Genomic DNA, 23,235 nt, shown 5'->3' with positions numbered 1-23,235 from the left:
TGTCTTTTATATTGTGAGCTAGTATAGGTTTAAACCGAGTTCTAGCCAATTGGCTGAATCATATTATTTTTCCGTCAGACAGGCATGAATTTTATGGATAAGCAGCACAACTCAGCAAATCCGACGAAAAAAGTAGCTATTGCTGATAATAAAAACTTAACTGATATTGCACAATACATAAAAGATGGACAGTCCGGTCACAAAAGGTCAATCCCCCCTTTAGATCAATGGCACCCAAAGCATTGTGGCGCAATGGATTTGAAGGTTTTAGCTAATGGAGAATGGTGGCACGAAGGTCAATTGATCAAACGTCCAGCCATGATTGAGCTGTTTGCAACGGTACTTTGGAAAGAAGACGATAAGTTTTATCTCAAAACTCCTGTCGAGCAGATTGAAATCGAGGTTGAAGATGAGCCTTTATTTGTCAATCAGGTCGATCAAGTCGAAATTGCAGGAAAAATCTACCTACAACTGACCACGACCACGCATGATGTGGTGATTGTTGATGAAGACCATCCCATTTTTATGCGTGCCTTCCAAGGGGAGCTACGTCCTTATGTGCATGTTCGTTTTGGCATCAATGCACTGATTCAGCGTGCTGCTTTTTTTCATTTGGTGGAAATGGGGGAGCTAAGCGACGATGCGGAGGGTCAGGTCAAACTGAGCTTACAAAGTGGTGATTTGCTATTGCAATTAGGCACCTGAGGTTTAAGCTTGATTGATCTTTTAACTTTATACTGCAACGAGTCCTCATGAGTGCCATTCAGCCCTTATTTCCTCTGATCAACCCCATGCCAAAAGCGACAGCCGATGCGCCAATCGGGATATTTGATTCGGGAATAGGCGGCTTATCCATCGCTCAAGAAATTGCCAAGCATTTACCGCATGAACGATTTATTTATTTTGCCGATACTGCACATGTGCCTTATGGGCCGCGCGATGATCAAAATATTCGAGAATTGACTGCACAAGCGATTGAGTGGCTTTACCGCAAAGGCTGTAAGGTTGCAGTTGTGGCGTGTAATACCGCTTCAGCCTTTAGTTTGGATTATTTACGCGAGCACTATGGCGACAATTTCCCGATTATCGGCCTGGTTCCGGCCCTAAAACCTGCGGTATTGCAAAGCAAATCCAAAACCGTGGCCGTTCTAGCGACCCCTGCGACCTTTCGCGGGCAGCTGATTAAAGATGTGGTGGAAAAGTTTGCACAACCTTCGGGAGTCACGGTGATTCCAGTGACCTGCTTAGATTTAGTGCCTTTTGTTGAAAGCGGCGCACAGATGAGTGCGGCATGTTTAGCCACGTTAAAAGATATTTTACAACCGGTTGTTGATCAGGGTGCAGATTACTTAGTTTTAGGCTGTACCCATTACCCTTTTTTGAAAATAGCGATACAATCTATTTTTGGTCAGAAACTGACATTAATTGACTCTGGACTGGCAGTTGCACGACAAACAGCCCGTATTTTAATCAAAAATGAGTTATTATTTGAACAAAATCATGATGGTGATGTTCGAATTGAATGTTATGTCAGTGGAAATAATGCAGAAAGTTTGAGACCTATCTTACAACTTTTGCTTGAACCAGAACTAAATTGGACTATTTCAAATATATCTGATTAATTTTTAAACAAATAAGTCGAGTATTTTGATATATAGTCAAAAATTGCAACCTAATATGCTTGAGTTAGTCGCAGTGTCTATCTAATGGAATTTGGGGGATGAGATGCTGTGAAGAATAATGAGGATAACCGATGCTCGATAAGCGTTATCAAGTGTTTATAACCACTTCTGGAAGCGAGATGCAACCAGAGCGGATCATTTTGGCCCAAACTTTAGTGGGCATGGGATTTTTTTCTTGGGGATTAGAACAACGGACACCACTTTCAACGGCTTTTGCACGCCGTCAGATCGATGACTGTGACTACGTCATATTGTTGCTGGGCAGCAAATATGGCGAACAGTCCGTGTCAGGGGTGGGATATATGCACCTTGAATACATTTATGCGGTCACTAAACAAAAGCCGATTATTGTATTTATGCATGATGATCCCGATGCCCGTGAGTTATGTTTACATGACGACAAAGCTGAGTTGCGTGAAAAATTCAAAGAGTTTCGGAAACTGTTGCAAAACGAAGTCGATCAGGTTTTCACTTATCGCACCATGCGTGACTTGGAAATGGCCGTTCGCTTGAATATGACGCAAATGCTAGAGCGCTATCCTGTATCGGGTTGGGTACGTCCGCAGAATACCCAAGTGTTGCATGACGAAATTGATAAACTCAAAGCCAAATTGGTGCAATTGGAAACTGAAGCAGGTAAACGTGAAGTCGATCCATTTTTGTCTTTACCCAAAGTGGCTATGCATGAATTTTTTGCTTTTGATTATCGGATGCATGCCTATCAAGATGGCAACTTCAAAGAGCTGAAAATTCAAAAGCAGATGACTTGGGCGCAATTACTGTCGGTTTTGGGGACAACCTTTATTCACCCCACTCCTGAAGAGTATTTTTCCAAACGCATAAATGAGTATCTAAACGAAACTGGTTTAAATGATGCACGTCTAGAAATGCCTCGTGCCCATGCTGTTGCGCGCTCGCAAATTAATATTCGTGCTTTGCACAGTATCAAAATGCAAATGCGTCAAAATGATTGGATTGTTCAGTCGGGTCGAGATGATCGTCAGCGCATGCTCTGGCAGTTGACCCCGAAGGCGACGAAACTTTTGGAGAGTAATTTATTGGAAAAGGATCGGCCTTTTCAATTTCAATCTTCGTAGTTATCCATTTAGATAATGAACTGAAAACTGTTACAGTAGAGACATTCGAAAACGAGCCACGGGGGCTGAATGTCTACTGCAACAAAAGCAAAAGTTACTGTTATTTTGGCAAATTTGGGAACGCCTGATGCACCGACAGCTTCAGCAGTGCGTCGCTTTTTGGATCAGTTTTTGTCAGACCAGCGGGTGATTGAAATTCCTAAACCGCTTTGGCAAATTATTCTCCGTTTATTTATTTTGCCGTTTCGCCCGAAACGCGTTGCCCATGCTTATGCCATGGTGTGGGGCAGCGACTCTCCAATGCGAGAAATTTTGCTGACTCAAGTGGCCGCGTTACAACAGCAGTTGATTTTGCAATACCCCGAGTTTGAGCTGAATATCGTCCCTGCGATGACCTATGGTAATCCAGGCATTCAGCCCTTGCTTGCTGAGTTGAGTCAAAAGCCGCAAGATCATATTGTCCTTTTTCCTTTGTTTCCGCAGTACTCTGCAACATCTAGCGCGCCTTTATATGATGCTTTCGCGAAGTGGATTCCAAGGCAGCGCAATTTGCCAGGGCTGAGCATTATTCGTGATTATTATCAGCACCCTTTATACATTCAGGCTTTGGCGCAAAGTGTGCGCGATTTCCGTGCTGAACATGGGGTGACTGAAAAGCTGTTAATGTCTTTTCATGGTATTCCACAGCCTTATGCCGATAAAGGTGATCCCTATGCCGACCGTTGCCGTATCACGGGGCAGTTGGTGGCGGCAGAGTTAGGCCTAGTGGAAGATGAATGGGCGATCAGTTTCCAATCCCGCTTTGGCAAGCAAGAATGGGTGAAACCGTATACCGATGCCTTATTGACCGAATGGGCAGAGCAAGGAGTGAAATCGGTGCAAATTATGAGTCCTGCATTTTCAGCGGATTGCTTAGAAACTTTAGAGGAACTGGCGATTCAGAATGCTGAATTGTTTTTGTCTCAAGGTGGAGAGCGATATCAATATATTCCAGCCTTGAACAGCCGCGGGGATCATTTGCAATTGCTCAATACAATGGTTCAAGCTAATCTTGATGCCTTAAAACAGACATTAGCCAGCAAAACGAATTGAGGTTGATACGCTATGTTGCAAGTTAAAATTGTGCCTGTAACGGCATTTCAGCAGAACTGTTCCATTGTTTGGGACAGTGACAGTAAAGAAGCAATTTTAATTGATGCAGGTGGAGAGCCTGAGAAACTTAAAGCAGAAATTGAAGCGTTGGGTTTGACAGTAAAAGCGCTGTGGTTGACGCACGGGCATTTAGATCATGCTGGAGCCGTGGGAGCATTAAAAAAACTGTGGGATGTCCCTGTGATTGGCCCGCATAAAGAAGATGCCTTTTGGTTGGATATGATTCAAGAAGTCTCGCAGCGTTATGGTTTTCCTATTCCTGAAAAGGTAGATGTCACGACATGGCTTGAAGGTGGTGAAGTCCTTAAACTGGGAAATGAAGAGTTTGAAGTGCGTTTTGCCCCTGGACATACTCCGGGTCATGTGATGTTTTATAACAAAAACTATGGTCTGCTTTGGACCGGCGATGTGTTGTTTAAAGGCTCCATTGGTCGTACCGACTTCCCGCGTGGCAATCATCAGCAGTTGATTGACTCTATTCAGCGTGAATGCTTTAGCTTACCCGATGAGACGCAGTTCATTTCAGGACATGGTCCAATCAGTACCATTGGTTTTGAAAAACAACATAACCCTTTTGTGGCAGGAAAAGCAGGCTAAACGCTTTGAGGTCTCATTGGAAAATAAAAAAGTCAGCAGGTGCTGACTTTTTTATTTGCGAAATGGATTATTCAAAATGTGTTGGGTTTCTAAAGCAAACACGATGGAGAGTAAGGCCACTAATAGTCCAACCGAGAGGATCAACAGATCTTGCATATAGATGCCAAAACTGAATAGACAGATCGCAAGTAAAACGCCAATTAAAACAAGAGTCTTACTCAGGATGTTCATCTTATCCCCCTTTCGGATGTTATTTTTGTCACTTGATCATGCTGTGAGCATGTACCCATTTTGGGGGAGTATAGTTGACGAATGATCCTTTTAAGCGAATATTAAGATATTAAATAATGAAAAATTTCTCTTAAAATATGAAAAATATCATGAAATTAAACATATTATTCTTCTGAATTTTCTGCTTGCGGTGCATCTTGCGTTGGGAGGCGATATTCATCATTGGCCCATGCACCTAAGTCAATCAATTTACAGCGCTCTGAACAAAAAGGACGAAAGGCGTTGTCTTCCCATTGACTCATTTCTCCACAACGGGGACAAGGGAAAGTGTGTGGCATGATCGACTCCAGATAAAATTTTCGGATTGAAATAGGCAAAAACGTTGGCAGTTGTTAGACTGATGCGGTTTTTTCTTAGTTTGATCTGATTATGCCGATTCGTCAATTTCAAGCCCAGCGTATGCATGCGCCTCGTGATTTTCAAATGATCAGTCCTGATCCACTGTGTGTGGAAATTGGGGCGGGCAAGGGTAAACATGCTTTATTGTTTACGGCCCATCATCCTGAGAAAAAGCTGATTGCGGTTGAGCGAACCCGTGAAAAGTTTGTGGCGATGCAGAAACAACATGGCTTAGAAGGTCAGCAGAATTTACAGCTGGTACATGCCGATGCTTTACCGTGGGTGGTACATGCCTTGCAACCGCAGCAGGTTGAACAGTTCTTTATTCTTTATCCCAACCCTGAACCGCATAATCCTGCGCAGCGCTGGTTGAATATGCCGTTTTTTGAGTTTCTGATTTCACGTTTACAAGTGGGCGGACAAATTACGTTAGCCAGTAATATTCCAGAATATATTGAAGAAGCACAGCAACAGTTGATTGAGGTGTGGAAGTTACCATTTGTGAAAGAGCGCATTGCAGGTAGCTCAGCACGTACGCATTTTGAAATTAAATATTTAGAACGTGGTGAGCTCTGCCAACAGTTGATCATCACGAAACCTGAAGGTTATCGCACGCGCTTTGACGCGTTTCAGGCTTTGCAAGGTCAGATCCTACAGGCGCAATCTTCGGATCCAGCTGAATAAATCATGCCAAAGCATATTGCAATTATTGGGGCGGGCCCAGCCGGTTTGATGGCAGCAGAAGTATTGAGCCAATATGATGTTCAGGTCGATGTATTTGAACAAAAACCATCTGCTGCACGTAAGTTCCTGATGGCGGGTAAAACAGGACTAAATATCTCTCATGCTGAACCTGTGGAGCAGTTTATAGGTCGTTATGATCAAGCAGAATGGTTGGCACCTTGGATTCGTGAGTGGGATGCCACATGGATTCAAGCATGGATGAAAGGTTTAGGCATTGAGTCCTATGTCGGAACGTCTGGGCGTATTTTCCCGATTGAAATGAAAGCCGCGCCTTTATTACGTGCATGGTTGAAACGCTTGGTTGAGTCAGGCATCAAGTTTTACTATCGTCATCAATGCCTCAGCCTCAAAGAGCATACGCTTGAAATTAAATCTTTGCTTAGTGATCAAGTGCATAGCCAGAGCTATGATGCGATCGTCTTGGCTTGCGGAGCGGTGTCATGGTCTCAGCTCGGTAGCGATGGCGCATGGCAAAACTGGTTGGAGGCCGATGAAATTGAGTCTTTTCAAGCCAGCAATGCTGGAGTAGAACATGAATGGTCAACCTACATGCAACCCGTCTTTGGGCAGCCACTGAAACGTATCGCAGCATGGGTGGGCGATGCGGAAAAAAGTATGGGCGATATCGTCATCACCCATTATGGACTAGAAAGTGGTTTGGTCTATAAGCAAGGTCGAGCGCTGCGTGCGCAGCAAAAAAAGCTCCAGCCTTTAGTGTTAACGCTTGATTTACTGCCAGATGTCACGGTTCAAGAATTGGCTGTGCGTCTGAAACCCACAAAAAAGCAGTCTTTAAGTAATGTTTGGCGTAAAGCGGGTTTAGATGCAGCTAAGGCCAGTTTAGTGCGAGAGTTGGTTGCAAAAGAACACTGGAATCACCCTGAACAATTGGCTCAGCAGGTGAAGCAATTACAGATTCCTTTAACTGGTTTTCGTCCGATTGAAGAAGCCATTAGTTGTGCTGGCGGTGTGCGCCGTGAAGGCCTAAGCTCGCAGCTACAATTAAAATCCAATCCTGCCGTTTTTTTATGTGGGGAAATGTTGGACTGGGATGCACCCACAGGGGGCTACTTGCTCACTGCATGTTTTGCAACCGGACGTGCCGCAGGTGAGGGCGTGATGCAGTATTTGAATGTGGCAAAAAATTCGCCATAAGCGATGCAACTGAAAATCAGCTGTGCTAATTTGAATAAAAAATTCAAGGAGCATCATGATGTCGGATCTTCAGCAGTATGTGGGCAGCTGCCTATGCGGTGCAGTGACTTATCAAATTGATGGGCCGATTGGCGATATTATTCAATGCCATTGTCAAAAATGTCGCAAGGCCAATGGAACGGCATATGCAACCAATGCACCGATTGCTAGGGCGAATTTTAAACTGACCTCTGGTCAGGACGTTGTAAAAAAATATGCATCGAGTGCAGGCACAGAGCGTTGTTTCTGTGGCAACTGTGGTTCACCTTTGATCAGTATTAAAGCTGACACCCCTGAGTTTTACCGTTTGCGGATCGGCACTTTAGATACCCCGTTACAGCAAAAGCCGACGCAGCATATTTTTGTGGCATCTCAAGCCGAGTGGGACAACATTTGTGATGCATTACCACAATATGCTGAACGCCCATAATTAGAATAGATATAAGTAAAAGGGATCATCGGATCCCTTTTCTTTGTCTGCGATTGAGTTAGTAGCCTGTCGACATCGTATCTTGAGCTTTAGGATACTGCGACTGCCAGTGTTCAAGCTGCTCTTGAGCATGAATGAGCTCACCGAGGTCTTTCACGTTGTCATGTGGTGCTGCGGCTTTATCTTGGATGATTTTGGCTTGGTTGTCCCAATATTGGTACATCAGAGTTTGAATGTAGCGCCCTTGCTCTGTTTTTAAATCCAGTTCTTTCAGCATATTCAGTGCAGACTGAATATTGTCTTGTTGACGTGTTTTTGCAAATTCATCCGTGAGGGTTCCTGCCTCACGCATTTTCATGAGTTCATCTTCCATTTCATCACTCATGCTACTAAAGCGCTGGTCATAGTCGACCAAGAGCGCAATATCGTGTGGATCATTGGCTGTTTTAGCAAAACTTTTGATGGGTTCTGAGCTGAGTTCTTGCAGAATTTTATCATCGCTTGAAAGCGTGTCTTGCTCAGCAGATTGATTGGCTTTGTTACAGCCTGTGAGGATTAAGCTGCCACCTAAAAGAAGCGGCAGTAGAACCTGTTTCAATGAAAGAGTATGTGGGTTCATATCGGTGTCCTATTATTCTGCTATTTTTTGAAAGTGATAGGCATAGGTGATGTAAGGAAAACTGATTTCGTCCTGTGGCTGTTTACCTGTGTACTGCAGCACAATTTGCTCAAACTGATGTTTTAAATCCTGCTGTTGCGCCTTAGGCATTGCGGCAATAAAGCTGGTCGAAAGGAGACGTTTTGAGACGACTTGTTCTACTGTACCTGTTTGCTGCTGTGCAAACTGATGCAGGCTTTTGAGTTGAAGTAAGTGTTGATGTTCAAAGACTTTTTGCCACAATCCACTATGATAACGTGGAGTCCCTCCTTCTAAAGGAGCGAGTCGTTCTGCGAGTGCATTGACCCAGTCGACTTGAGTGTCGCGTTGATTCCAGACCAAGCCCAAATGCCCTTGTGGTTTTAGGACACGATGGATTTCTTTTAAACTGTCCATGTTGGCAAACCAGTGGAAGGCCTGCGCGCATAAAACTGCATCGATACTTTGCGATGGCAGGGGAAGATGGTGACTAAAAGCTTGTAAAGTTTCCACCTGTGGATAGGCTAGTTTGAGTTGAGCCAACATTTCGGTGACAGGTTCGATGGCAGTGAGCTGTCCACTATGTGGAATCAGATAAGGCAGAAACTTACCTGTACCCGAGGCAAGATCAATCACACGTGAATTTGTGTTTAAATGCAGTTGCTCGGTGAGCCAAGCATGGATCTCTTGTGGATAACTTGGACGCACTTGTTGATAAAGTTCAGCAGCTGCGCTAAACCCGTGTTGTGCTGCAGGATGGAGTAATTGTGTCATATTTTGCGCTTTTTTATCTGCTCTGCATCTATAAAATAACACATTTGGTTCGATGAAATCGCTTATGCTGTATGGAACGAACATGACCTCACTTTATAGGAATGAAATCTCTCAGCATGGACATGGCGAAACAAATTATTTTTGAAGACGAACAGATTCGTGTCATTTTTTTACAAGGTTCATCGGAGGAACTTATTTTCTCTTTTGGCGACCTGATTACCCGTGCCAAGGGAACGTCGATCAATGCAGAAAAGTCGTTGGCGAAGTTTGGCTTTAATGTGGTTGGCATTATGCCAAAACAAAAGTCATGGTTTCCAGAGTCTTCGATGTTAGCGATGTTGGATGCAATTCGCGCTTGGATTGCCCCCTTTCAAACCCGTATTGCCTATGCAGGGTCAATGGGCGGCTATGCCGCGATTAAATACTCTAAACTGCTTGGTTTTAAGCGCGTAGTGGCCTTGGTGCCGCAGTATTCGATTGACCCTGAACAGGTGACGGATAACCGCTATAACATGTTCTATCAGCCTGAGCTGAATCATGACATGCAGGTTCAAGCCAAGGATGTCTCGGCAGAGTGTGAATACATTGTTATTTATGACCCTTACTGCCCTGAAGACCGTGCGCATTATGAAAAATTACAAACGGTCGTGCCGAATCTGAGAACGTTGAACTTGCCTTTTACAGGGCATGATGCGATTGCGGTTTTAGCCAGTTCTGATTTGCTACATGACTTTCTACGTCATGAGTTTGATGCGCCGTATTTTTATAAAAAAATTCGTGAAGTGAAAAAGAACAGCAAGTTTTACTACCGTAAAGTGATCGAAAACTTGTTGCCGCGTCATCGCTTTTCTTTGGGACGAATTCTGAAAAATAATGAGCTTGAGTTAGATGGTCAATTTTTTGATGCCAAGCTAAAACAAAGCATTATTCGCGAGTTACTCAGCAATCGACAAGTGAGCCAGACGGATCTGCTGAAACTGGGCATTCAGGTCAACTTGCCGCAAGAAAATAGCTGTCAGTTGATGGATAGTTTTGGACATGGTTTGGTGTTCAATATGATCAGTCAAAAGATTGAAAGCTATGCACCAGATGCCATTGCGCTGAATCATAAGTTTCTGTTGCCGATCTTTGCCAAGGGTAATGGACTGGTACACATTTACTATAATGACATGCGCTATACCATCGTCATGAATGACAGACAGATCATGAAGTTGGTGCATGAACAAGCCGAGTTGAGCGCTGGAATGCATCCATTGTTAATGAAAAAATATAGTGATTATTATCTGATTAGTTATAAGCAGTTTAACTTTAGCTGTGATGAATATGGTGGCTTTGATTTGGTCGAGGATATTCCAGAAACAGCGCAGTTTTTGGTGTCAAGCGATGCTGAATCAGATGTGTTCATGTGATTTATTCATATAGGGCTTTGGTCTAAGGCCAAGCGCTTGTTTTCCGGCCTATTTGCTTTAATATGAAAGTATTGTTTATCTTTTAAACAATACGGATAAAGATCAAATAGGGTGGAAGCAATGCAAAGACATTGGTCGGCTGTATTTATAACATTACTGTTTATTTCAACATCACAAAGCGTACTGGCACAAAGTTTAGACCCAGCCTATCTGACATTCGGTGGTGGTCTCATTCTCTTACTGATCCTGACGTTTTATGTGATTAAACAGATCAGTATTTCTATTCGTATTCATCGTAATAAGCCCGTTAAATAGCGGGCTTTTTTCTGTGTGTTGCGGCTATTTTTAAGTGGTGAAGACAGTGTTTACATTGAAAAAAGGGGCTGAGTTAGTTTAAATAAGCGCTCTATCATTATGCAGAACAACTGGACGTGAGCAATGAAAGCCGTATTTTTAGATTATGCATCCTTAGATCAAAATGATTTGGACTTTCAAGCACTGCATGCTGTTTTTGATGAACTGATCCTTTACCCAAGTACCGATGCTGAGACACTTGTCGCCCGTGTACAAGATGCAGATGTGATTATTAGCAACAAAGTAATGGTGGATGCCGATACCCTAAAACAATGCTCTCAGTTAAAGTTGATTTTAATCTCTGCCACTGGCACCAATAACATCGATTTGCAGCAAGCCAAAGCGCAAGGTGTTGTGGTGTGTAATTGTCAGGGTTATGGCACGGCAGCGGTGGCACAGCACACTTTGATGTTGATGCTTAACCTTGCAACCTCATGCTTGCAATACGACCGCGCGGTGCAGCAGGGCGAATGGAATAGAGCTTCTCAGTTTTGTCTATTAGACTACCCAATTATCGAACTTTCCGGCAAGACATTGGGCATTTTAGGTTATGGCGAATTGGGGCAGGCAGTGGCTAAACTCGCTGAAGCATTTGGCATGCGGATTTTAGTGGGCAATTTGCCAAACCGTCCACATGCTGACTCAACACGAGTGGGCTTTGATGACTTGCTGGCGCAATCGGATTTTGTCAGTCTGCATTGTCCATTAACCGATGACACACGTGACCTGATCGATGCTCAAGCTTTCGCAAAAATGAAAAAAAGTGCCTTTTTAATTAATTGTGCACGGGGTGGAATTGTGAATGAAGCTGCCTTGGCAGACGCATTAAAACAGGGTGAAATTGCAGGCGCAGCAACTGATGTACTAACCCTTGAGCCACCTAAAGAGGGCAATGTTTTATTGGAGGTTGGTCTGCCGAATTTAATCATTACACCACACAGTGCGTGGGGCAGTGTCGATGCACGTCAACGCATGGTGCAGCAGTTAGTGGAAAATGCTCAAGCTTTTCAAGCAGGGCAGCCAATCCGTCGGGTGAATTAAAGCAAATAATGACAACGAAAAAGCCCGTCAGATGATGGGCTTTTTTGATATTAAAGCTTAGTCACTTTAATTTCTTCTTCTGCTTGGGCTGGTGTATAGGAAGATGGTGCTTGGGTAATCGTGGGTTCATTCACTGTTTGGGGGGTGACAGGCTGTGGAGATGAGGCTGACGGTGTTTGAACCGCAGGAGCATCTACGGGTGCTGATGACGGTTGACTTAAACTACCTTGGTAAATGGGGGCGGGTTGATCCGTTTGACCAGTAATCACTTGCTTGGTTTCATGCAGCTTTTTATTCACATTTTGGGTAACTTGCTGTCCTGTTTCTTTGGCTTGTTCTGCGGTGTTGTTGGTGATGGTTTTTGCACTGTCTAAGGCTTGGTGTGCAGAAGGGCGAATTTTTTGGATGCCTTTCTCTGTTGCTGTCCCGACTTTTTCCGCCGTGTTAATCACACCTTCTTGAGTTTTATAAGCCCAGACATGAAAGATATTGGGGTTTTTACCATAAGGTGTAATTGGCTTTTGTGCTTGCTGAGTGGTGGTTTCTGTTTGTGCCCATACACCTGCTGTTGTCATTAAAAGAGCGCAGAAGAGTGTTGTTTTCATCATGTTCATAGAGCAGTGTACCTCTTGGGCTATCGTGCATAAATCAGCGTTTTAGCATAAAGCCTCTTTGTGTGAATTTCATGTGCTTGGTTGTAAACAAGCTTAGTTTGCAAACGTATATAGCTAAAAAAAAGAGCCCAGCATGTGGGCTCTCTCAACTCTGGAGGAGTTTAACTTTCTACTTCGCGCCAACGGCAACATCCGCAGATGAACCGACTTTGGCTTTAGCAACAGGTGTATCTAGTTCCACTTGGGCTTGCCCATTTACGTCAGCACGTTTAGGTTGACCACTGACAGCCTGCTTAGTTTCCTGCCATTTTTGTTTGGTCGCTTGTTGGCCTTGTTTCGCTTTATCCGCTATATAGTGACCACTTTTTTTGGTGTTATGCTCAACAGAGTGTTTAACGTCACCAGCCTTATCTTTTACGACAGCAGATTTTTCAGCTGAAAATTCTTTGGTGTCTTGCCATTTTTCTTTGCTGAATGCTTTGGTTTTGTCGACACCATGCTCAACCGTTTCACCTGTCGCATGCGCGGCATGTTTGACATCATGTTTTAAGTTTTGCAATACGCTTGGCTGCGAGGTTTGAACTTGAACATTGGCCGATGTATTGGCTGTGGTATTTGCAAATAGGGAAGTGGAAGCTAAAAGTGCAGTGGTTAAAGCCGAAGCGGTGAGTGTCTTTGTTAAAACTTTCATCTTTGATTTTCTACCTCTTATGACAGAACCCGATGAGGAGTTCAGAACAGCAGTCATCATAGACAGAAATGAGCTCAAAAATAGCGTTTGATATGAAAGTCGCACAATGCGGCAACAGCGCATGAACAATGGGCTGAAAATTGTGTCGTTCAGTTAATTCATTAGAATTATGTAAGTTTATGCGTGGTCGTTGTTTTAAATGTAAAGAATATGGAGACTGGTATCAGAGTAAAGGATACGAAGCGAAAGGCATTTGAGAGAAAGTCATCACTGATATTGCACCAGTGATGACGATTTGCTTAGTTACATTGCGCTAAGGCTTCTTTTGCAAAGTGATTACGTAGTGCGAGGAAGTTTTTCTGTACTTCTGCATCGTGTAATTCAAATTTGTTTGCTGTGCTGGTGCCATCGAGTGCAAAGGTTGCTGAGCCACCTGTGATGAGGGTGTAGTCACGGAACGCCCATTGTTCTACGACTTTGCCTGCTTTGAGGTTGCCAGTAAACTCGATGACGCATTTGTCTTCAAACTTGGTCAATTTTGCTTTGTTATTGGTTGTGTCCGGATAAACTTCAATATCTTGGACTTCTTGTAATACGCCCGCTGTCAACTGTGGAATCGTTGGTTGAGATGTACATGCTGTAATAGAAAGGGCAGCAAAAGTAGCGAAAAGTACAGTTTTTAATTTCATAAGGTTCGTTCTTGTTGCGAGTTGTTAGGTTGAGTATAGGGAAATGAGATAGGGTTGGCTATAAATTTTAATGACATCACTATTTTACTGTTTACTAAAATATGAGCGATTTTGATATTAAAGAATTAGAAAAAGTTACTTCTATTTTTCTTTGTGTTTTCTGAAATAGATTAAATGATGAATGAATTACATAATTAAAAGCGCTTATAAGCATTCGGCATAAGAAGACACTGAATATAGTATCTTCTTATGCTTGAAGAACCTTTTTAGGCTTATTGTTCAACTACAAAAAGTAGACCTTCAAAGGTTTTGCCTTTCTTATCTTTTAATACACCAATACAGATATCCTCTGGCGCCTCTACAAAGCTTAAGTTCAGTCCATCTTTGTTATTTTGGCAAGTTTTTTGTTTCGATTCACTGAAAACACTTAAGTTTAATTGATGTTGAGCATCTAAAATAAATGCTTTAGCTAAAGCATTGAAAGCCTGATCTGCTTTTTGATTAAAGAGTGCATTGTTGCTGCTATCCCATTCACTTAAAGGAACACTGGTTTTACTCATATAACTATAAAAACGTTTTGCCGATGATTGGTTGCTTGCTGAATTCTTAAATTCCGTTTTCAAACCAAAATTAACAGAAACTAGAGGTGTTTCTTTAAATGAGATACGTGCATATGGAACAACTTTAATTTCTGAGACTTGGTTGATCGCAAGAATTTTGAGAGAAGGATCAACAGTATGTTCCGCTTGAGCTTGATTGATTTTAGCATTTGTTAAATCATCAAATTTAATTGCTTGTTTTAAGCTACTTTTAGAAATAGCAGAAGCATTTGTATTTTTCTCTATTGCTGTCGCAATACCCATACCAATTAAACCAAATGCACTTGCCGCAGGATTAGACGTAGCCTTACTTGCATCTCCAACGGTGATTTGGCTATCACTAATAAAATAATCTCCAGCGCCTGACTCTGTCATGGCAGATATTTGTTCTGAAGATACGGAAATGGTTGTGTTCTGTCCATGGACTGGATATTTGATTGATTTCGTAGTGGTACACCCTGTGATTACGAATGTAGTTGCGAGTAAAGAAAATAAGATGTGGTATTTCATATAAATTAACTATGCTGGATTTTAAAGTATAAAGTTTATAACTAGCTATTTTTTAAATAGTTATAGTATTGAATAGTAGAAGGAAGGAGGTTTCATTGCAACTTATTGTTAATGGTTCTTATTAATTATTTTTAAAGTAAGCTCATTAAAAAGTAGGCCTTAAAGCAAGTCTTTTATTTCAACAATTCAGATTAGTGCTGCAACATTGAAATATCGGCAACACCAGTAAAACAAATCCCGCAATTGAACTAATAAATGTAAGCAGTTAGCTTCCAAGACACTACGAGATCAGCATCTTTTGCTTAAAAGTTTTTAATTGGTGAGGTTTATTATGATTACTGCTGATTTATTCTTAGTATTAAAAAAACCCGCTATTTCTAGCAGGTTTTTTAATTCATAACCAATTAAGGCTTAGTGCTGCAACACTGAAATATCCGCAACACTGGTAAACAAGCCACGTAACTGCGCCAATAAACGTAAACGGTTTGCTTTCAATTCAGCATCATCTGCCATGACCATCACACCTTCAAAGAATGCATCAATTGGCGCACGTAACGCAGCTAACTTAGAAAGCGCAGCCGTGTAGTCTTTCGCAGCTAAAAGCGGTTGAACTACAGGTAGAACATTTTGAATCTCTGCATAAAGTGCTTTTTCAGCATCTTCAAGCAATTTCGATTCGATAATTTCACCAGTAGGTGTAGCTTCTTTCGCCAAGATATTCGCAACACGTTTATTCGCAGCAGCCAAAGCAGCAGCTTCAGGCAAACTACGGAAATGGTTCACCGCAGTCACACGCTTATCAAAATCAAGTGGCGATTTTGGTGAAAGTGCTTGAACAGCTTGGATCACATCAACAGCAACACCTTGGTCTTCGTATTTCGCACGGTAACGACCTTCAAGGAATGCAACAGCATCCGCCAAAGTCTTGTTGTGGTCTTTCAATACATCGCCATAAGCAGCCAAAGCAAGCTTGATCAATTCTTCAATCGAAACATCAAGATTATTTTCAGTCACTAAACGCAAAATACCAATCGCAGAACGACGCAAAGCAAACGGGTCTTTAGAACCTGTAGGCGCTTGACCAATACCGAAAATACCAGTCAACGTATCTAAACGATCTGCAAGGGCAATCGTCGTACCTGTCTTAGTTTGCGGTAAAACATCGCCTGCAAATTTAGGTAAATATTGCTCACCTAAAGCTTCCGCAACTTCATCATTCTCACCTTCAATACGTGCATAGTAAGTGCCTGCAATACCTTGAAGTTCAGGGAATTCACCGACCAATTCAGAGGTTAAATCACACTTTGCAAGAAGTGCTGCTTTTTCAGCATCCGCAGGATTTGCACCTGTGATTGCAGATAAAGCCACAGCCAATTTAGCAATACGTTCAGATTTATTCCAAAGCGTACCTAACTGTGCTTGGAAAACCATATTGGCTAATTTTTCTTTACGAGATGCAAGCGGTTGCTTTTGATCTTGTAAGAAGAAGAATTCAGCATCAGACAAACGAGGGCGTACAACTTTCTCATTCCCTTCAATGATTTGAGTTGGATCTTTAGACTCAATATTTGAAACAGTAATGAAGTAAGGTTGAAGTTTATTGTCAGCATTCACCAAACAGAAATACTTCTGATTGTCTTGCATGGTAGTGATCAATGCTTCTTGAGGCACAGCAAGGAAACGTTCTTCAAAGCTTGCACGAAGCGCAACAGGCCATTCAACCAATGCAGTTACTTCATCACGTAAATCAGCAGGAACGATCGCAATCGCATTCACCTCATCAGCAAGAGCTTTGACTTGTTGATCAATGATCGCTTGGCGTTCTTCAAAATTTGCGACAACTTTTGCAGCACGAAGTGCATCTAAATATGCATCTGCATTGGCTAAAGTAATCGCTTCAGGTGCATGGAAACGATGACCATAAGTCACATTACCTGCTTTATGATCCTGAATGGTTGCATCAACCACATCATTGTCTTTTAACAATACAACCCATTTTACAGGACGAACGAATTCAGTACGGCTTGCCGCAGAACGCATACGTTTTGCAATTGGAAGGTTATCCAACGCAGTTTGCAAAATTTGTGGCAGTAAAACATCAAGGCTTTGACCTTTGACATCTTTTAAATAACAAACTTTTTCAACTTTACCTGCTTGGAAAGTTGAAACTTGATCCGCAGTAATGCCTTGACCACGCATAAAGCCTTCAAGTGCTTTGGTTGGTTTACCTTCAGCATCATAAGCAGCTTGTACAGCAGGGCCGTCGAAACGTTTTTGAGTATCAGCTTGAGCACCATCTACATTGATAATTTTCAATGCTAAACGACGAGGTGCTGCATAAGCTTCGATAGAATCAAAAGCTAAGCCTGCATCTTTTAAGCCTTTTTCTGTTTCAGCTTGCAATGCATCGCGTAAAGTTTTTAAGCTTTTTGGAGGAAGTTCTTCACAGCCAAGTTCAAATAAAACTGTATGTTTAGACATTATTTGTTCTCCGCTGATTTTTCTGCTTGAGCTGCTTCTGCTTCAACCTGAGCTTTCAGTTGCGCTAAAACTTCATCACGTAAATGTGGTTCTGCCATTGGGAAACCAAGTTTGGCACGAGCCGCCACATAACTTTGCGCAATTGAACGAGCCAAAGTACGTACACGTAAAATATAACGTTGACGTTCAGTCACAGAAATCGCACCACGTGCATCGAGTAAGTTAAAGCTGTGTGATGCTTTAATGACTTGTTCATACGCAGGAAGTGGTAATTCTGCTTCAATTAAACGAGATGCTTCAGCTTCATAGAAGTCAAATAATTCAAACATTTTGTCGACTGGTGCATATTCGAAGTTATACGTTGATTGTTCAACTTCGTTTTGATGGAATACATCACCATAAGTCACAGTACCAAATTGCCCTTTGGTCCAAACCAGATCGTAAACTGAATCGACACCTTGTAGATACATGGCCAAACGTTCAAGACCGTAAGTGATTTCACCTGTTACTGGGTAACATTCAACACCACCGACTTGCTGGAAGTAAGTAAACTGAGTCACTTCCATACCGTTGAGCCAAACTTCCCAACCTAAGCCCCAAGCGCCGAGAGTTGGAGATTCCCAGTTGTCTTCTACGAAACGAATATCGTGAGTAAGGGTATCAATACCAATGGCTTTTAACGAGTCTAGGTAAAGTTGTTGGATATTATCTGGGTTTGGTTTCAGTACCACTTGGAATTGGTAATAGTGTTGCAAACGGTTTGGGTTTTCGCCATAACGACCATCCTTAGGACGACGTGATGGTTGAACGTATGCTGCGTTCCAAGTTTCTGGCCCAAGTGCGCGTAAGAATGTTGCAGTGTGGAATGTCCCTGCACCCATTTCCATATCGTAAGGTTGTAAAATGACACAACCTTGTTCAGCCCAGTAGTTTTGTAAGGCAAGAATTAAGCCTTGGAATGTATCAATATGCGATATGGCGCGACTCATGGTCATCCACTTAAAATTAGATAAAAATTGTGCTCAATTATAAGGATTTTGTGGGGGAGTAGCAAAGGTTATGCACTTATACTTTCCTTCTGTTTTTGCTCTACCCAATGCTGAAAATCGGGATGATTCTTAATTGGACGAAAATCTTCATCACTTATCACATCTTCTATTGAATAGTTGAGAAATGAAAAAAGACTTCCAAGTATAGAAGTGTTCTTATTTTTATATCTGATTTTATTTAAGTGACTCACCGCTAATTTGGGTTCATTTAGTAATGAGTAAATCTTTGCTTTTTCTAAGGATAATTCTGTACATAGATTTAGACTTGCTAAAGCTTTTTTTAGCAAGTCATTTTTTGTAGTTTCGTCATTTGTTAGAAAGTGCTGATATCTGTAAAGCTCATAAAGTTTCCTAGCTTTAATATTAATATCCTCTGAGATATCTTTCTCAATGGATAGCTGATACTTTATTTCAGCCTCTTTAAGAAATTCTTTTTTATCTATTCCTTCTAATTTTGCCGTAGCAAATAAAGCGTCGCCCCAATACCAATATGTAGCATCGTGCTCGGGTGATAATTGCGATATTCTTTCACAAACTTCTATTATTTTTTTTAAGTTATCTTCATGAGGAGAGGGTATTTTGTTAGCAATGAGGTCTTCTAGATAAGCCAATAGCATGTCTACTTGATCAGCATGTTTAAATTGGCTAATAGCTGTATTGGTTTCTAATATTTCTATATATTTTTTAATTTTAGCAGTATATCTATGTTGAGAGTTTTTCGATGTTTCAAATCTAATTTCCTCTAGATACATTTCTAATTCCTTATGTGGTCGCTCAATAAAGTCTAAACTGCAATCAAGCAAATAAGAGATATTCATGAATGTTTCATCAGCATCACACTCATAAATAACTTTACATTCTTCATCATTTTCTAAGAAATTGTGACTTTCTTTCTGTAAAACTTGATTACTATATTCCAACCAATACAGCCAATTGTTATATGGACGTAACTCGTTTAAGGCATCCATAAGATGGTCGTTTTCTCCACTATAACCAGCAACGACCCAAGTTTTAGAACAACCAGTTGAACGAACGATTTGGCTTAGTGTTTCTTTATGAGCCTCTAATTGATCAGTAGTATTACGTTGGACAAAGCCAACATGTTGGCCATTTAAATAGACGATACTTGGATCATGTAACAGCTCGGCATTCACTTTACCCATTGCACCTAAATCATAAATTGCAGGGAATGGATACATACCAACCATATAACAAGCATGGATTAATAGAGGGTCAAAATTAACAGTAAGTATTCTGCTGAAATAGCCTTGTTTTAATAACTCTGCAATTGCGATATGCGCAAAATTGAGTTTTGCTTTTTCAATTCCTTTTTCTGGGTTGCCTTCAATAAACCATTTAAATAGTTCTTTGCGTTTAACATTAGAAAGCTTGGTCATAATGTCGTTGTATTGAAGTTTGTTTAAATCCTCTATTGATTGTTCTTTTTCCTCTTCCGTAAAATAATTAGAAAAGTTCTCAATCGCAATTTGCATGAGCTTTTGTGCAGGTGGAATACCCGCGGAAACAGAAATGCCTGCACCGACCAGTAAAATTGCTCCACCTTCTTTTTTTGCATCGTGTAGAGACGCTGCTAAATGTTTTAAAAGCTCTTCGCGTTGATTTTCTTTCATTGGTGTTTATGGTTGTAAAGTTGGTCTTATATTAAAGGAAAAATGTATCAAAGAAGTCAGGGATTTTATTATATTAAATTTTTGCACAATAAAACCAAGAGCACACCATGCCAAAATTTTATCTTCAGATCCTTGTTCTGCTGGCTACGTTCAGTGGAGCGGTTCACGCGCAGCAGCAAGAGGCCGAGCCAGATATTTATAACCAATGTGTTGAGCAGACCATTCAGGCTTTACAGCTTGTCAGTATTAACAATAGTGTGGTGGAGATCTGTTCAGAACGAGCCAAACACCTTGATGAAAAGAAAATCGTATCATTACTCGATCAAATACGTGTACAAAGTCAGCAGGATAAACAGCCAGAACGTTATCAAGCCATTTTAAAGTCGCAGCACTTGTGGAAAGCCTATGTTGAGCAAGAGTGTGAGAATGCAGGGCAGTATGTTGGATCGCCCATGTATGCTTTTTGTCCTATGCAGCAGTATGCTGAACGGGTTGTACAGTTACAGCAATACGTTCACTAAAGAATTCAGTAGAATTACTCATAAAAATAAGATGTAAAATAGATGCATCTTATTGGTGAGACCACGTATAATTTTGCACCGGTTAAGTGCGAAAAAGTAGAAGGGTGGCTGTGTTTCATATGCAACTTGAATGGTTAAATACCTTAAAACCGAATTTTAAAGTGTTACCGCTAAAGGAAAGAATGCTCTGTGGTTTAGGTGCATTGTTGGGATTAGCACTGTCTTCACTCATAAGTTGGTGGCTTTTGGGTGGGATCAATGCATGGTATATCGCCCCGATGGGCGCGTCCTCTGTGTTGCTTTTTGCCGTACCAGCCAGTCCTTTGGCTCAGCCATGGAATATTGTGATTGGGAATACGATTGCAGCAGTAATTGGGGTGACCTGCGCACTCTATATTTCCAACTTAACAGAAGCATTTAGTGTTGCTGTGGCTTTGTCGATTATTTTGATGATGACGACAGACTCTTTACATCCACCGAGTGGTGCTGTGGCGATTACAGCGGTGTTGGGAGGCGAGACGGTACACGAGTTAGGTTATCAGTTTGTGTTTTATCCTGTTTTACTCAACTCGATTCTGCTTCTAGTGATTGCGATTGTGTTCAACCGATTGCTCGGGAAACAATACCCAACTGTGGCGCAAGTCAATACGCGTAGCACCGACCCGACCCCAACCCAGAAGGTCACCATTCAACCTGAAGATATTCATCAAGTTTTAGCCCAAGAAACACAGTTGCTTGACATCAGTGAATATGATTTACAAAAACTGATTTTAAAAGCCCAAGCACAGGCCGATACTCGCTTTCATATAGACCTACGCTGTCGGGACATTATGAGTAAAGATGTCCTGTGTTTATATGAAGATGAAGACATTCAAGTCGCTGTGGAAAAATTTAAACAGGTCAATCTGATGAGTTTACCTGTGTTAAATCGAGCTGAACAAGTATGCGGCACCTTGGCTTTATATGAAGTGGTGGAATGGTTCCAAAAGGCGACGGATTTGCGTACCTCTTGGCAAGATCAAGTCAAGCACATTATGAAACGTCAGGTGGTGACTGTGCAGCCGGATCAAGAACTACAAGATTTGATCCCGTACTTTGTTGAACGTTCTTTTAACTATATTCCTGTGGTTGAAAACAAGGCTTTGGTCGGCATCATTAGCCGTGCCGATATGATTGCAGCATTGTATCGTCTGTTGCAGCATCGCTAAGTCATGTGAGTGTCGTAGGCAAAAAAAAGCTACGACACTTTGGGGGAAGTTGTCGTAGCATAAAAAGAAACTTTTTTGAGACGAAAGATGTGCGCTTATGGGTTGCGATGATCTGGATTAACGGTACGCATCGTATTGCTATAACCTGATCGAGCCTGTGGAGAATGCTCAATTTGGTCTTTTTGTTTCGGCATCACCAACCAAAGAATTAGGTAAACCAAAATTCCAGGGAATGCTGCACTTAACAGTGAAATGGTGATGAAAACAATACGAAGTAAATTTGCGTTCCAACCAAAACGTTCAGCAATACCACCCATCACACCAGCAATCATGTTTGAGCGGTTTGAGCGATATAAACCAACATTGGCCATCTAGGTCTCCTTAAAAATTAAAATCTGAGTGGCTTTTTGCACTCATAATTTAAAAATGGAGATGGAATTAAGTTTTTAAAGGTGACGGAGCTAATTAAAAAGTAAAGTTATGTAAAGAGATAAAAGCTGGGGTTTTGATCAGGATTAAAATGTGCTCTATTTGGCGTTGAGCCAGCTGTTTAAAGTCAGCAAGTCATTTGAATCCGAGAAAACACCAGAGGTCAGGATGGAATATTCGTGATGGTTATGGAGATTAATCACGTGCAGGAAGTGAGTGTGGAATGAAGTTGAAACGAAAGCATCAGGGTTTGATTGGCGCATTACTGCAAGGAGCGGTGGGGCTAATCGGTGTATCGTTAGCTGGCTGTGATGGTGGGTTGTCGGAGACATCACAACAACATGAAAATAGTACGGTAGAGGACGCGGCTGTTCCGCCTGAGTCGGGGAAGAAGCTGACTGAGGTGGCAGGGCGGGCAACCATGCAAGATGATTCGGAGTATGCACCTCGCACGCTTGATATTAGTGAACAGCAGTTTATTGGGCGTTATCGCACACAAATTCAATGTGATGGTTATTTTTTCCCTTGTGAAACGGGAAAGGCTGATTTTATTCTCAATTTTTTACCCGATGGTACGGTGCATCGTAGTATTGTGCGCTTAGGTAAGGTCTTTTCGGAAAAACAGCGCCCTGGACTTTCAAGCTTAAGTTATCGCCGTGATACATGGACCATGAATAAAGAGCGAACCGAGCTGATCGTCCATCGTAAAGAGGGGATTAATTTTTATTATCGCGTGGTGGATTCGCAAACGCTGCAAATGGATTTAGATAAAAGTAATAATCTAGATGCCACTAACCAAAAATTGTATGCGCGAGGTTTTCCGAAATTAGAGCGTGCGTATACATTAAAGCGTGAGCCTAATTCATAGTTAAAATGGAATTGGGCAAAGCAACAGAATAAGACTGAAGAATAAAAATAGTGAAGAAATGAACAGCGTGCGAATTTTATGACTTAAATAGCGTGTCGCTAAATAAATGTCATATCAATGCAATTAAAGAGGATTTAAATAAATGGTGGGTCGTCCGCGATTCGAACGCGGGACCAACGGATTAAAAGTCCGCTGCTCTACCAG

General features: G+C 41.7%; 26 protein-coding genes. 14 read left to right on the top strand and 12 right to left on the bottom strand.

Annotated features, from left to right (window positions below):
- Positions 1 to 93 precede the first annotated feature (93 nt).
- The 5 genes from PTT44_RS00590 (at position 94) to PTT44_RS00570 (ending at position 4,528) form a co-directional block, all read left to right on the top strand.
- The gene (locus PTT44_RS00590) at positions 94 to 705 is read left to right on the top strand and encodes a DUF1285 domain-containing protein (protein WP_168158043.1); all 612 of its coding nucleotides are present in this window, start codon (positions 94 to 96) and stop codon (positions 703 to 705) included.
- A 47-nt stretch (positions 706 to 752) separates the two neighbouring features.
- Entirely contained in the window at positions 753 to 1,622 is an 870-nt protein-coding gene (murI, locus tag PTT44_RS00585; protein ID WP_168158042.1) for a glutamate racemase, read from the top strand.
- Positions 1,623 to 1,753: 131 nt separating this feature from the next.
- On the top strand, positions 1,754 to 2,779 hold the full coding sequence (locus PTT44_RS00580; RefSeq protein WP_087011252.1) for a DUF4062 domain-containing protein: 1,026 nt from the start codon (positions 1,754 to 1,756) through the stop codon (positions 2,777 to 2,779).
- A gap of 69 nt (positions 2,780 to 2,848) precedes the next feature.
- Positions 2,849 to 3,871, top strand: coding sequence for a ferrochelatase (gene hemH / locus PTT44_RS00575; RefSeq protein WP_168158041.1), 1,023 nt, complete (start codon positions 2,849 to 2,851; stop codon positions 3,869 to 3,871).
- 12 nt (positions 3,872 to 3,883) lie between these two features.
- On the top strand, positions 3,884 to 4,528 hold the full coding sequence (locus PTT44_RS00570) for an MBL fold metallo-hydrolase (protein WP_086209650.1): 645 nt from the start codon (positions 3,884 to 3,886) through the stop codon (positions 4,526 to 4,528).
- 51 nt (positions 4,529 to 4,579) lie between these two features.
- On the opposite strand, the gene PTT44_RS00565 is transcribed toward PTT44_RS00570, so the two are convergent.
- Both PTT44_RS00565 and PTT44_RS00560 read right to left on the bottom strand, forming a co-directional pair.
- Complete coding sequence (locus tag PTT44_RS00565) at positions 4,580 to 4,759, bottom strand: hypothetical protein (RefSeq protein ID WP_168158040.1); 180 nt, start codon at positions 4,757 to 4,759, stop codon at positions 4,580 to 4,582.
- Positions 4,760 to 4,923: 164 nt separating this feature from the next.
- Positions 4,924 to 5,097, bottom strand: coding sequence for a DNA gyrase inhibitor YacG (locus PTT44_RS00560; protein ID WP_004692619.1), 174 nt, complete (start codon positions 5,095 to 5,097; stop codon positions 4,924 to 4,926).
- An 85-nt stretch (positions 5,098 to 5,182) separates the two neighbouring features.
- On the opposite strand from PTT44_RS00560, the gene PTT44_RS00555 reads away from it, so the two are divergent.
- From PTT44_RS00555 to PTT44_RS00545, 3 genes are read left to right on the top strand one after another with little or no spacing between them, the layout of a single operon-like run.
- Positions 5,183 to 5,842 carry an SAM-dependent methyltransferase gene (locus tag PTT44_RS00555; RefSeq protein ID WP_171527503.1) on the top strand — a complete coding sequence of 220 codons (660 nt, stop codon included), beginning with the start codon at positions 5,183 to 5,185 and terminating at the stop codon, positions 5,840 to 5,842.
- Positions 5,843 to 5,845: 3 nt separating this feature from the next.
- A complete protein-coding gene (locus tag PTT44_RS00550; protein WP_168158038.1) occupies positions 5,846 to 7,057 on the top strand; it encodes a TIGR03862 family flavoprotein in 1,212 nt (403 codons plus the stop codon).
- A 58-nt stretch (positions 7,058 to 7,115) separates the two neighbouring features.
- Positions 7,116 to 7,526, top strand: coding sequence for a GFA family protein (locus PTT44_RS00545; protein WP_168158294.1), 411 nt, complete (start codon positions 7,116 to 7,118; stop codon positions 7,524 to 7,526).
- A gap of 58 nt (positions 7,527 to 7,584) precedes the next feature.
- Here PTT44_RS00545 and PTT44_RS00540 read toward each other — a convergent pair whose 3' ends face one another.
- Positions 7,585 to 8,145, bottom strand: a complete 561-nt coding sequence (locus tag PTT44_RS00540) for a hypothetical protein (RefSeq protein ID WP_168158037.1) — start codon at positions 8,143 to 8,145, stop codon at positions 7,585 to 7,587.
- Between the two features lie 12 nt (positions 8,146 to 8,157).
- Positions 8,158 to 9,021 (bottom strand): class I SAM-dependent methyltransferase, encoded by an 864-nt coding sequence (locus tag PTT44_RS00535; protein WP_168158036.1) that lies wholly within the window; start codon positions 9,019 to 9,021, stop codon positions 8,158 to 8,160.
- 38 nt (positions 9,022 to 9,059) lie between these two features.
- Here PTT44_RS00535 and PTT44_RS00530 point away from each other — a divergent pair, with 38 nt between their 5' ends.
- From PTT44_RS00530 to PTT44_RS00520, 3 genes are all read left to right on the top strand, one after another.
- Positions 9,060 to 10,346 (top strand): hypothetical protein, encoded by a 1,287-nt coding sequence (locus PTT44_RS00530; RefSeq protein ID WP_168158035.1) that lies wholly within the window; start codon positions 9,060 to 9,062, stop codon positions 10,344 to 10,346.
- A 120-nt stretch (positions 10,347 to 10,466) separates the two neighbouring features.
- The gene (locus PTT44_RS00525; RefSeq protein WP_004692607.1) at positions 10,467 to 10,661 is read left to right on the top strand and encodes a hypothetical protein; all 195 of its coding nucleotides are present in this window, start codon (positions 10,467 to 10,469) and stop codon (positions 10,659 to 10,661) included.
- Positions 10,662 to 10,784: 123 nt separating this feature from the next.
- Complete coding sequence (locus tag PTT44_RS00520; RefSeq protein WP_168158034.1) at positions 10,785 to 11,741, top strand: 2-hydroxyacid dehydrogenase; 957 nt, start codon at positions 10,785 to 10,787, stop codon at positions 11,739 to 11,741.
- A 50-nt stretch (positions 11,742 to 11,791) separates the two neighbouring features.
- On the opposite strand, the gene PTT44_RS00515 is transcribed toward PTT44_RS00520, so the two are convergent.
- The 7 genes from PTT44_RS00515 to PTT44_RS00485 all read right to left on the bottom strand — a co-directional run bounded on the left by PTT44_RS00515 (position 11,792) and on the right by PTT44_RS00485 (position 20,005).
- On the bottom strand, positions 11,792 to 12,355 hold the full coding sequence (locus PTT44_RS00515) for a hypothetical protein (RefSeq protein ID WP_168158033.1): 564 nt from the start codon (positions 12,353 to 12,355) through the stop codon (positions 11,792 to 11,794).
- Between the two features lie 169 nt (positions 12,356 to 12,524).
- A complete protein-coding gene (locus PTT44_RS00510; RefSeq protein WP_168158032.1) occupies positions 12,525 to 13,046 on the bottom strand; it encodes a hypothetical protein in 522 nt (173 codons plus the stop codon).
- A gap of 299 nt (positions 13,047 to 13,345) precedes the next feature.
- Entirely contained in the window at positions 13,346 to 13,735 is a 390-nt protein-coding gene (locus PTT44_RS00505) for a hypothetical protein (protein ID WP_168158031.1), read from the bottom strand.
- A gap of 272 nt (positions 13,736 to 14,007) precedes the next feature.
- Positions 14,008 to 14,844, bottom strand: coding sequence for a hypothetical protein (locus tag PTT44_RS00500; RefSeq protein ID WP_168158030.1), 837 nt, complete (start codon positions 14,842 to 14,844; stop codon positions 14,008 to 14,010).
- A 411-nt stretch (positions 14,845 to 15,255) separates the two neighbouring features.
- On the bottom strand, positions 15,256 to 17,325 hold the full coding sequence (glyS, locus tag PTT44_RS00495; RefSeq protein ID WP_168158029.1) for a glycine--tRNA ligase subunit beta: 2,070 nt from the start codon (positions 17,323 to 17,325) through the stop codon (positions 15,256 to 15,258).
- Positions 17,325 to 18,314 (bottom strand): glycine--tRNA ligase subunit alpha, encoded by a 990-nt coding sequence (glyQ, locus tag PTT44_RS00490; RefSeq protein ID WP_010325817.1) that lies wholly within the window; start codon positions 18,312 to 18,314, stop codon positions 17,325 to 17,327. Before glyQ ends, glyS begins: the two co-directional genes overlap by 1 nt.
- A 68-nt stretch (positions 18,315 to 18,382) precedes the next feature.
- Positions 18,383 to 20,005, bottom strand: coding sequence for a hypothetical protein (locus PTT44_RS00485; RefSeq protein ID WP_252726089.1), 1,623 nt, complete (start codon positions 20,003 to 20,005; stop codon positions 18,383 to 18,385).
- Between the two features lie 107 nt (positions 20,006 to 20,112).
- Between PTT44_RS00485 and PTT44_RS00480 the strand changes: the two genes are divergently transcribed.
- A complete protein-coding gene (locus PTT44_RS00480; RefSeq protein ID WP_168158028.1) occupies positions 20,113 to 20,526 on the top strand; it encodes a lysozyme inhibitor LprI family protein in 414 nt (137 codons plus the stop codon).
- A gap of 110 nt (positions 20,527 to 20,636) precedes the next feature.
- Positions 20,637 to 21,734, top strand: a complete 1,098-nt coding sequence (locus PTT44_RS00475; RefSeq protein ID WP_010325819.1) for an HPP family protein — start codon at positions 20,637 to 20,639, stop codon at positions 21,732 to 21,734.
- Positions 21,735 to 21,829: 95 nt separating this feature from the next.
- Here the strand turns inward: PTT44_RS00475 and PTT44_RS00470 are convergent, their stop codons facing one another.
- Complete coding sequence (locus PTT44_RS00470; RefSeq protein WP_004692583.1) at positions 21,830 to 22,105, bottom strand: PspC domain-containing protein; 276 nt, start codon at positions 22,103 to 22,105, stop codon at positions 21,830 to 21,832.
- Between the two features lie 281 nt (positions 22,106 to 22,386).
- Here PTT44_RS00470 and PTT44_RS00465 point away from each other — a divergent pair, with 281 nt between their 5' ends.
- Positions 22,387 to 23,031, top strand: coding sequence for a hypothetical protein (locus PTT44_RS00465; protein ID WP_273795504.1), 645 nt, complete (start codon positions 22,387 to 22,389; stop codon positions 23,029 to 23,031).
- The last annotated feature ends 204 nt before the right edge of the window (positions 23,032 to 23,235 follow it).

The sequence above is a fragment of the Acinetobacter sp. Gutcm_16 genome (assembly GCF_028649355.1).
Lineage (GTDB): Bacteria > Pseudomonadota > Gammaproteobacteria > Pseudomonadales > Moraxellaceae > Acinetobacter > Acinetobacter johnsonii.
The sequence above is the reverse complement of the archived record's forward strand: the minus strand, read 5'-3'. Positions and strand labels throughout refer to the sequence as shown.

What these genes read in the sequence shown, in the direction of transcription:
- PTT44_RS00590 (WP_168158043.1), top strand. Translation starts at nt 94, where the DNA reads ATGGATAAGCAGCACAACTCAGCAAATCCGACGAAAAAAGTAGCTATT.
- murI (WP_168158042.1), top strand. Translation starts at nt 753, where the DNA reads ATGAGTGCCATTCAGCCCTTATTTCCTCTGATCAACCCCATGCCAAAA.
- PTT44_RS00580 (WP_087011252.1), top strand. Translation starts at nt 1,754, where the DNA reads ATGCTCGATAAGCGTTATCAAGTGTTTATAACCACTTCTGGAAGCGAG.
- hemH (WP_168158041.1), top strand. Translation starts at nt 2,849, where the DNA reads ATGTCTACTGCAACAAAAGCAAAAGTTACTGTTATTTTGGCAAATTTG.
- PTT44_RS00570 (WP_086209650.1), top strand. Translation starts at nt 3,884, where the DNA reads ATGTTGCAAGTTAAAATTGTGCCTGTAACGGCATTTCAGCAGAACTGT.
- PTT44_RS00565 (WP_168158040.1), bottom strand. Translation starts at nt 4,759, where the DNA reads ATGAACATCCTGAGTAAGACTCTTGTTTTAATTGGCGTTTTACTTGCG.
- PTT44_RS00560 (WP_004692619.1), bottom strand. Translation starts at nt 5,097, where the DNA reads ATGCCACACACTTTCCCTTGTCCCCGTTGTGGAGAAATGAGTCAATGG.
- PTT44_RS00550 (WP_168158038.1), top strand. Translation starts at nt 5,846, where the DNA reads ATGCCAAAGCATATTGCAATTATTGGGGCGGGCCCAGCCGGTTTGATG.
- PTT44_RS00545 (WP_168158294.1), top strand. Translation starts at nt 7,116, where the DNA reads ATGTCGGATCTTCAGCAGTATGTGGGCAGCTGCCTATGCGGTGCAGTG.
- PTT44_RS00540 (WP_168158037.1), bottom strand. Translation starts at nt 8,145, where the DNA reads ATGAACCCACATACTCTTTCATTGAAACAGGTTCTACTGCCGCTTCTT.
- PTT44_RS00535 (WP_168158036.1), bottom strand. Translation starts at nt 9,021, where the DNA reads ATGTTCGTTCCATACAGCATAAGCGATTTCATCGAACCAAATGTGTTA.
- PTT44_RS00530 (WP_168158035.1), top strand. Translation starts at nt 9,060, where the DNA reads ATGGCGAAACAAATTATTTTTGAAGACGAACAGATTCGTGTCATTTTT.
- PTT44_RS00525 (WP_004692607.1), top strand. Translation starts at nt 10,467, where the DNA reads ATGCAAAGACATTGGTCGGCTGTATTTATAACATTACTGTTTATTTCA.
- PTT44_RS00520 (WP_168158034.1), top strand. Translation starts at nt 10,785, where the DNA reads ATGAAAGCCGTATTTTTAGATTATGCATCCTTAGATCAAAATGATTTG.
- PTT44_RS00515 (WP_168158033.1), bottom strand. Translation starts at nt 12,355, where the DNA reads ATGAACATGATGAAAACAACACTCTTCTGCGCTCTTTTAATGACAACA.
- PTT44_RS00510 (WP_168158032.1), bottom strand. Translation starts at nt 13,046, where the DNA reads ATGAAAGTTTTAACAAAGACACTCACCGCTTCGGCTTTAACCACTGCA.
- PTT44_RS00505 (WP_168158031.1), bottom strand. Translation starts at nt 13,735, where the DNA reads ATGAAATTAAAAACTGTACTTTTCGCTACTTTTGCTGCCCTTTCTATT.
- PTT44_RS00500 (WP_168158030.1), bottom strand. Translation starts at nt 14,844, where the DNA reads ATGAAATACCACATCTTATTTTCTTTACTCGCAACTACATTCGTAATC.
- glyS (WP_168158029.1), bottom strand. Translation starts at nt 17,325, where the DNA reads ATGTCTAAACATACAGTTTTATTTGAACTTGGCTGTGAAGAACTTCCT.
- glyQ (WP_010325817.1), bottom strand. Translation starts at nt 18,314, where the DNA reads ATGAGTCGCGCCATATCGCATATTGATACATTCCAAGGCTTAATTCTT.
- PTT44_RS00485 (WP_252726089.1), bottom strand. Translation starts at nt 20,005, where the DNA reads ATGAAAGAAAATCAACGCGAAGAGCTTTTAAAACATTTAGCAGCGTCT.
- PTT44_RS00480 (WP_168158028.1), top strand. Translation starts at nt 20,113, where the DNA reads ATGCCAAAATTTTATCTTCAGATCCTTGTTCTGCTGGCTACGTTCAGT.
- PTT44_RS00470 (WP_004692583.1), bottom strand. Translation starts at nt 22,105, where the DNA reads ATGGCCAATGTTGGTTTATATCGCTCAAACCGCTCAAACATGATTGCT.
- PTT44_RS00465 (WP_273795504.1), top strand. Translation starts at nt 22,387, where the DNA reads ATGAAGTTGAAACGAAAGCATCAGGGTTTGATTGGCGCATTACTGCAA.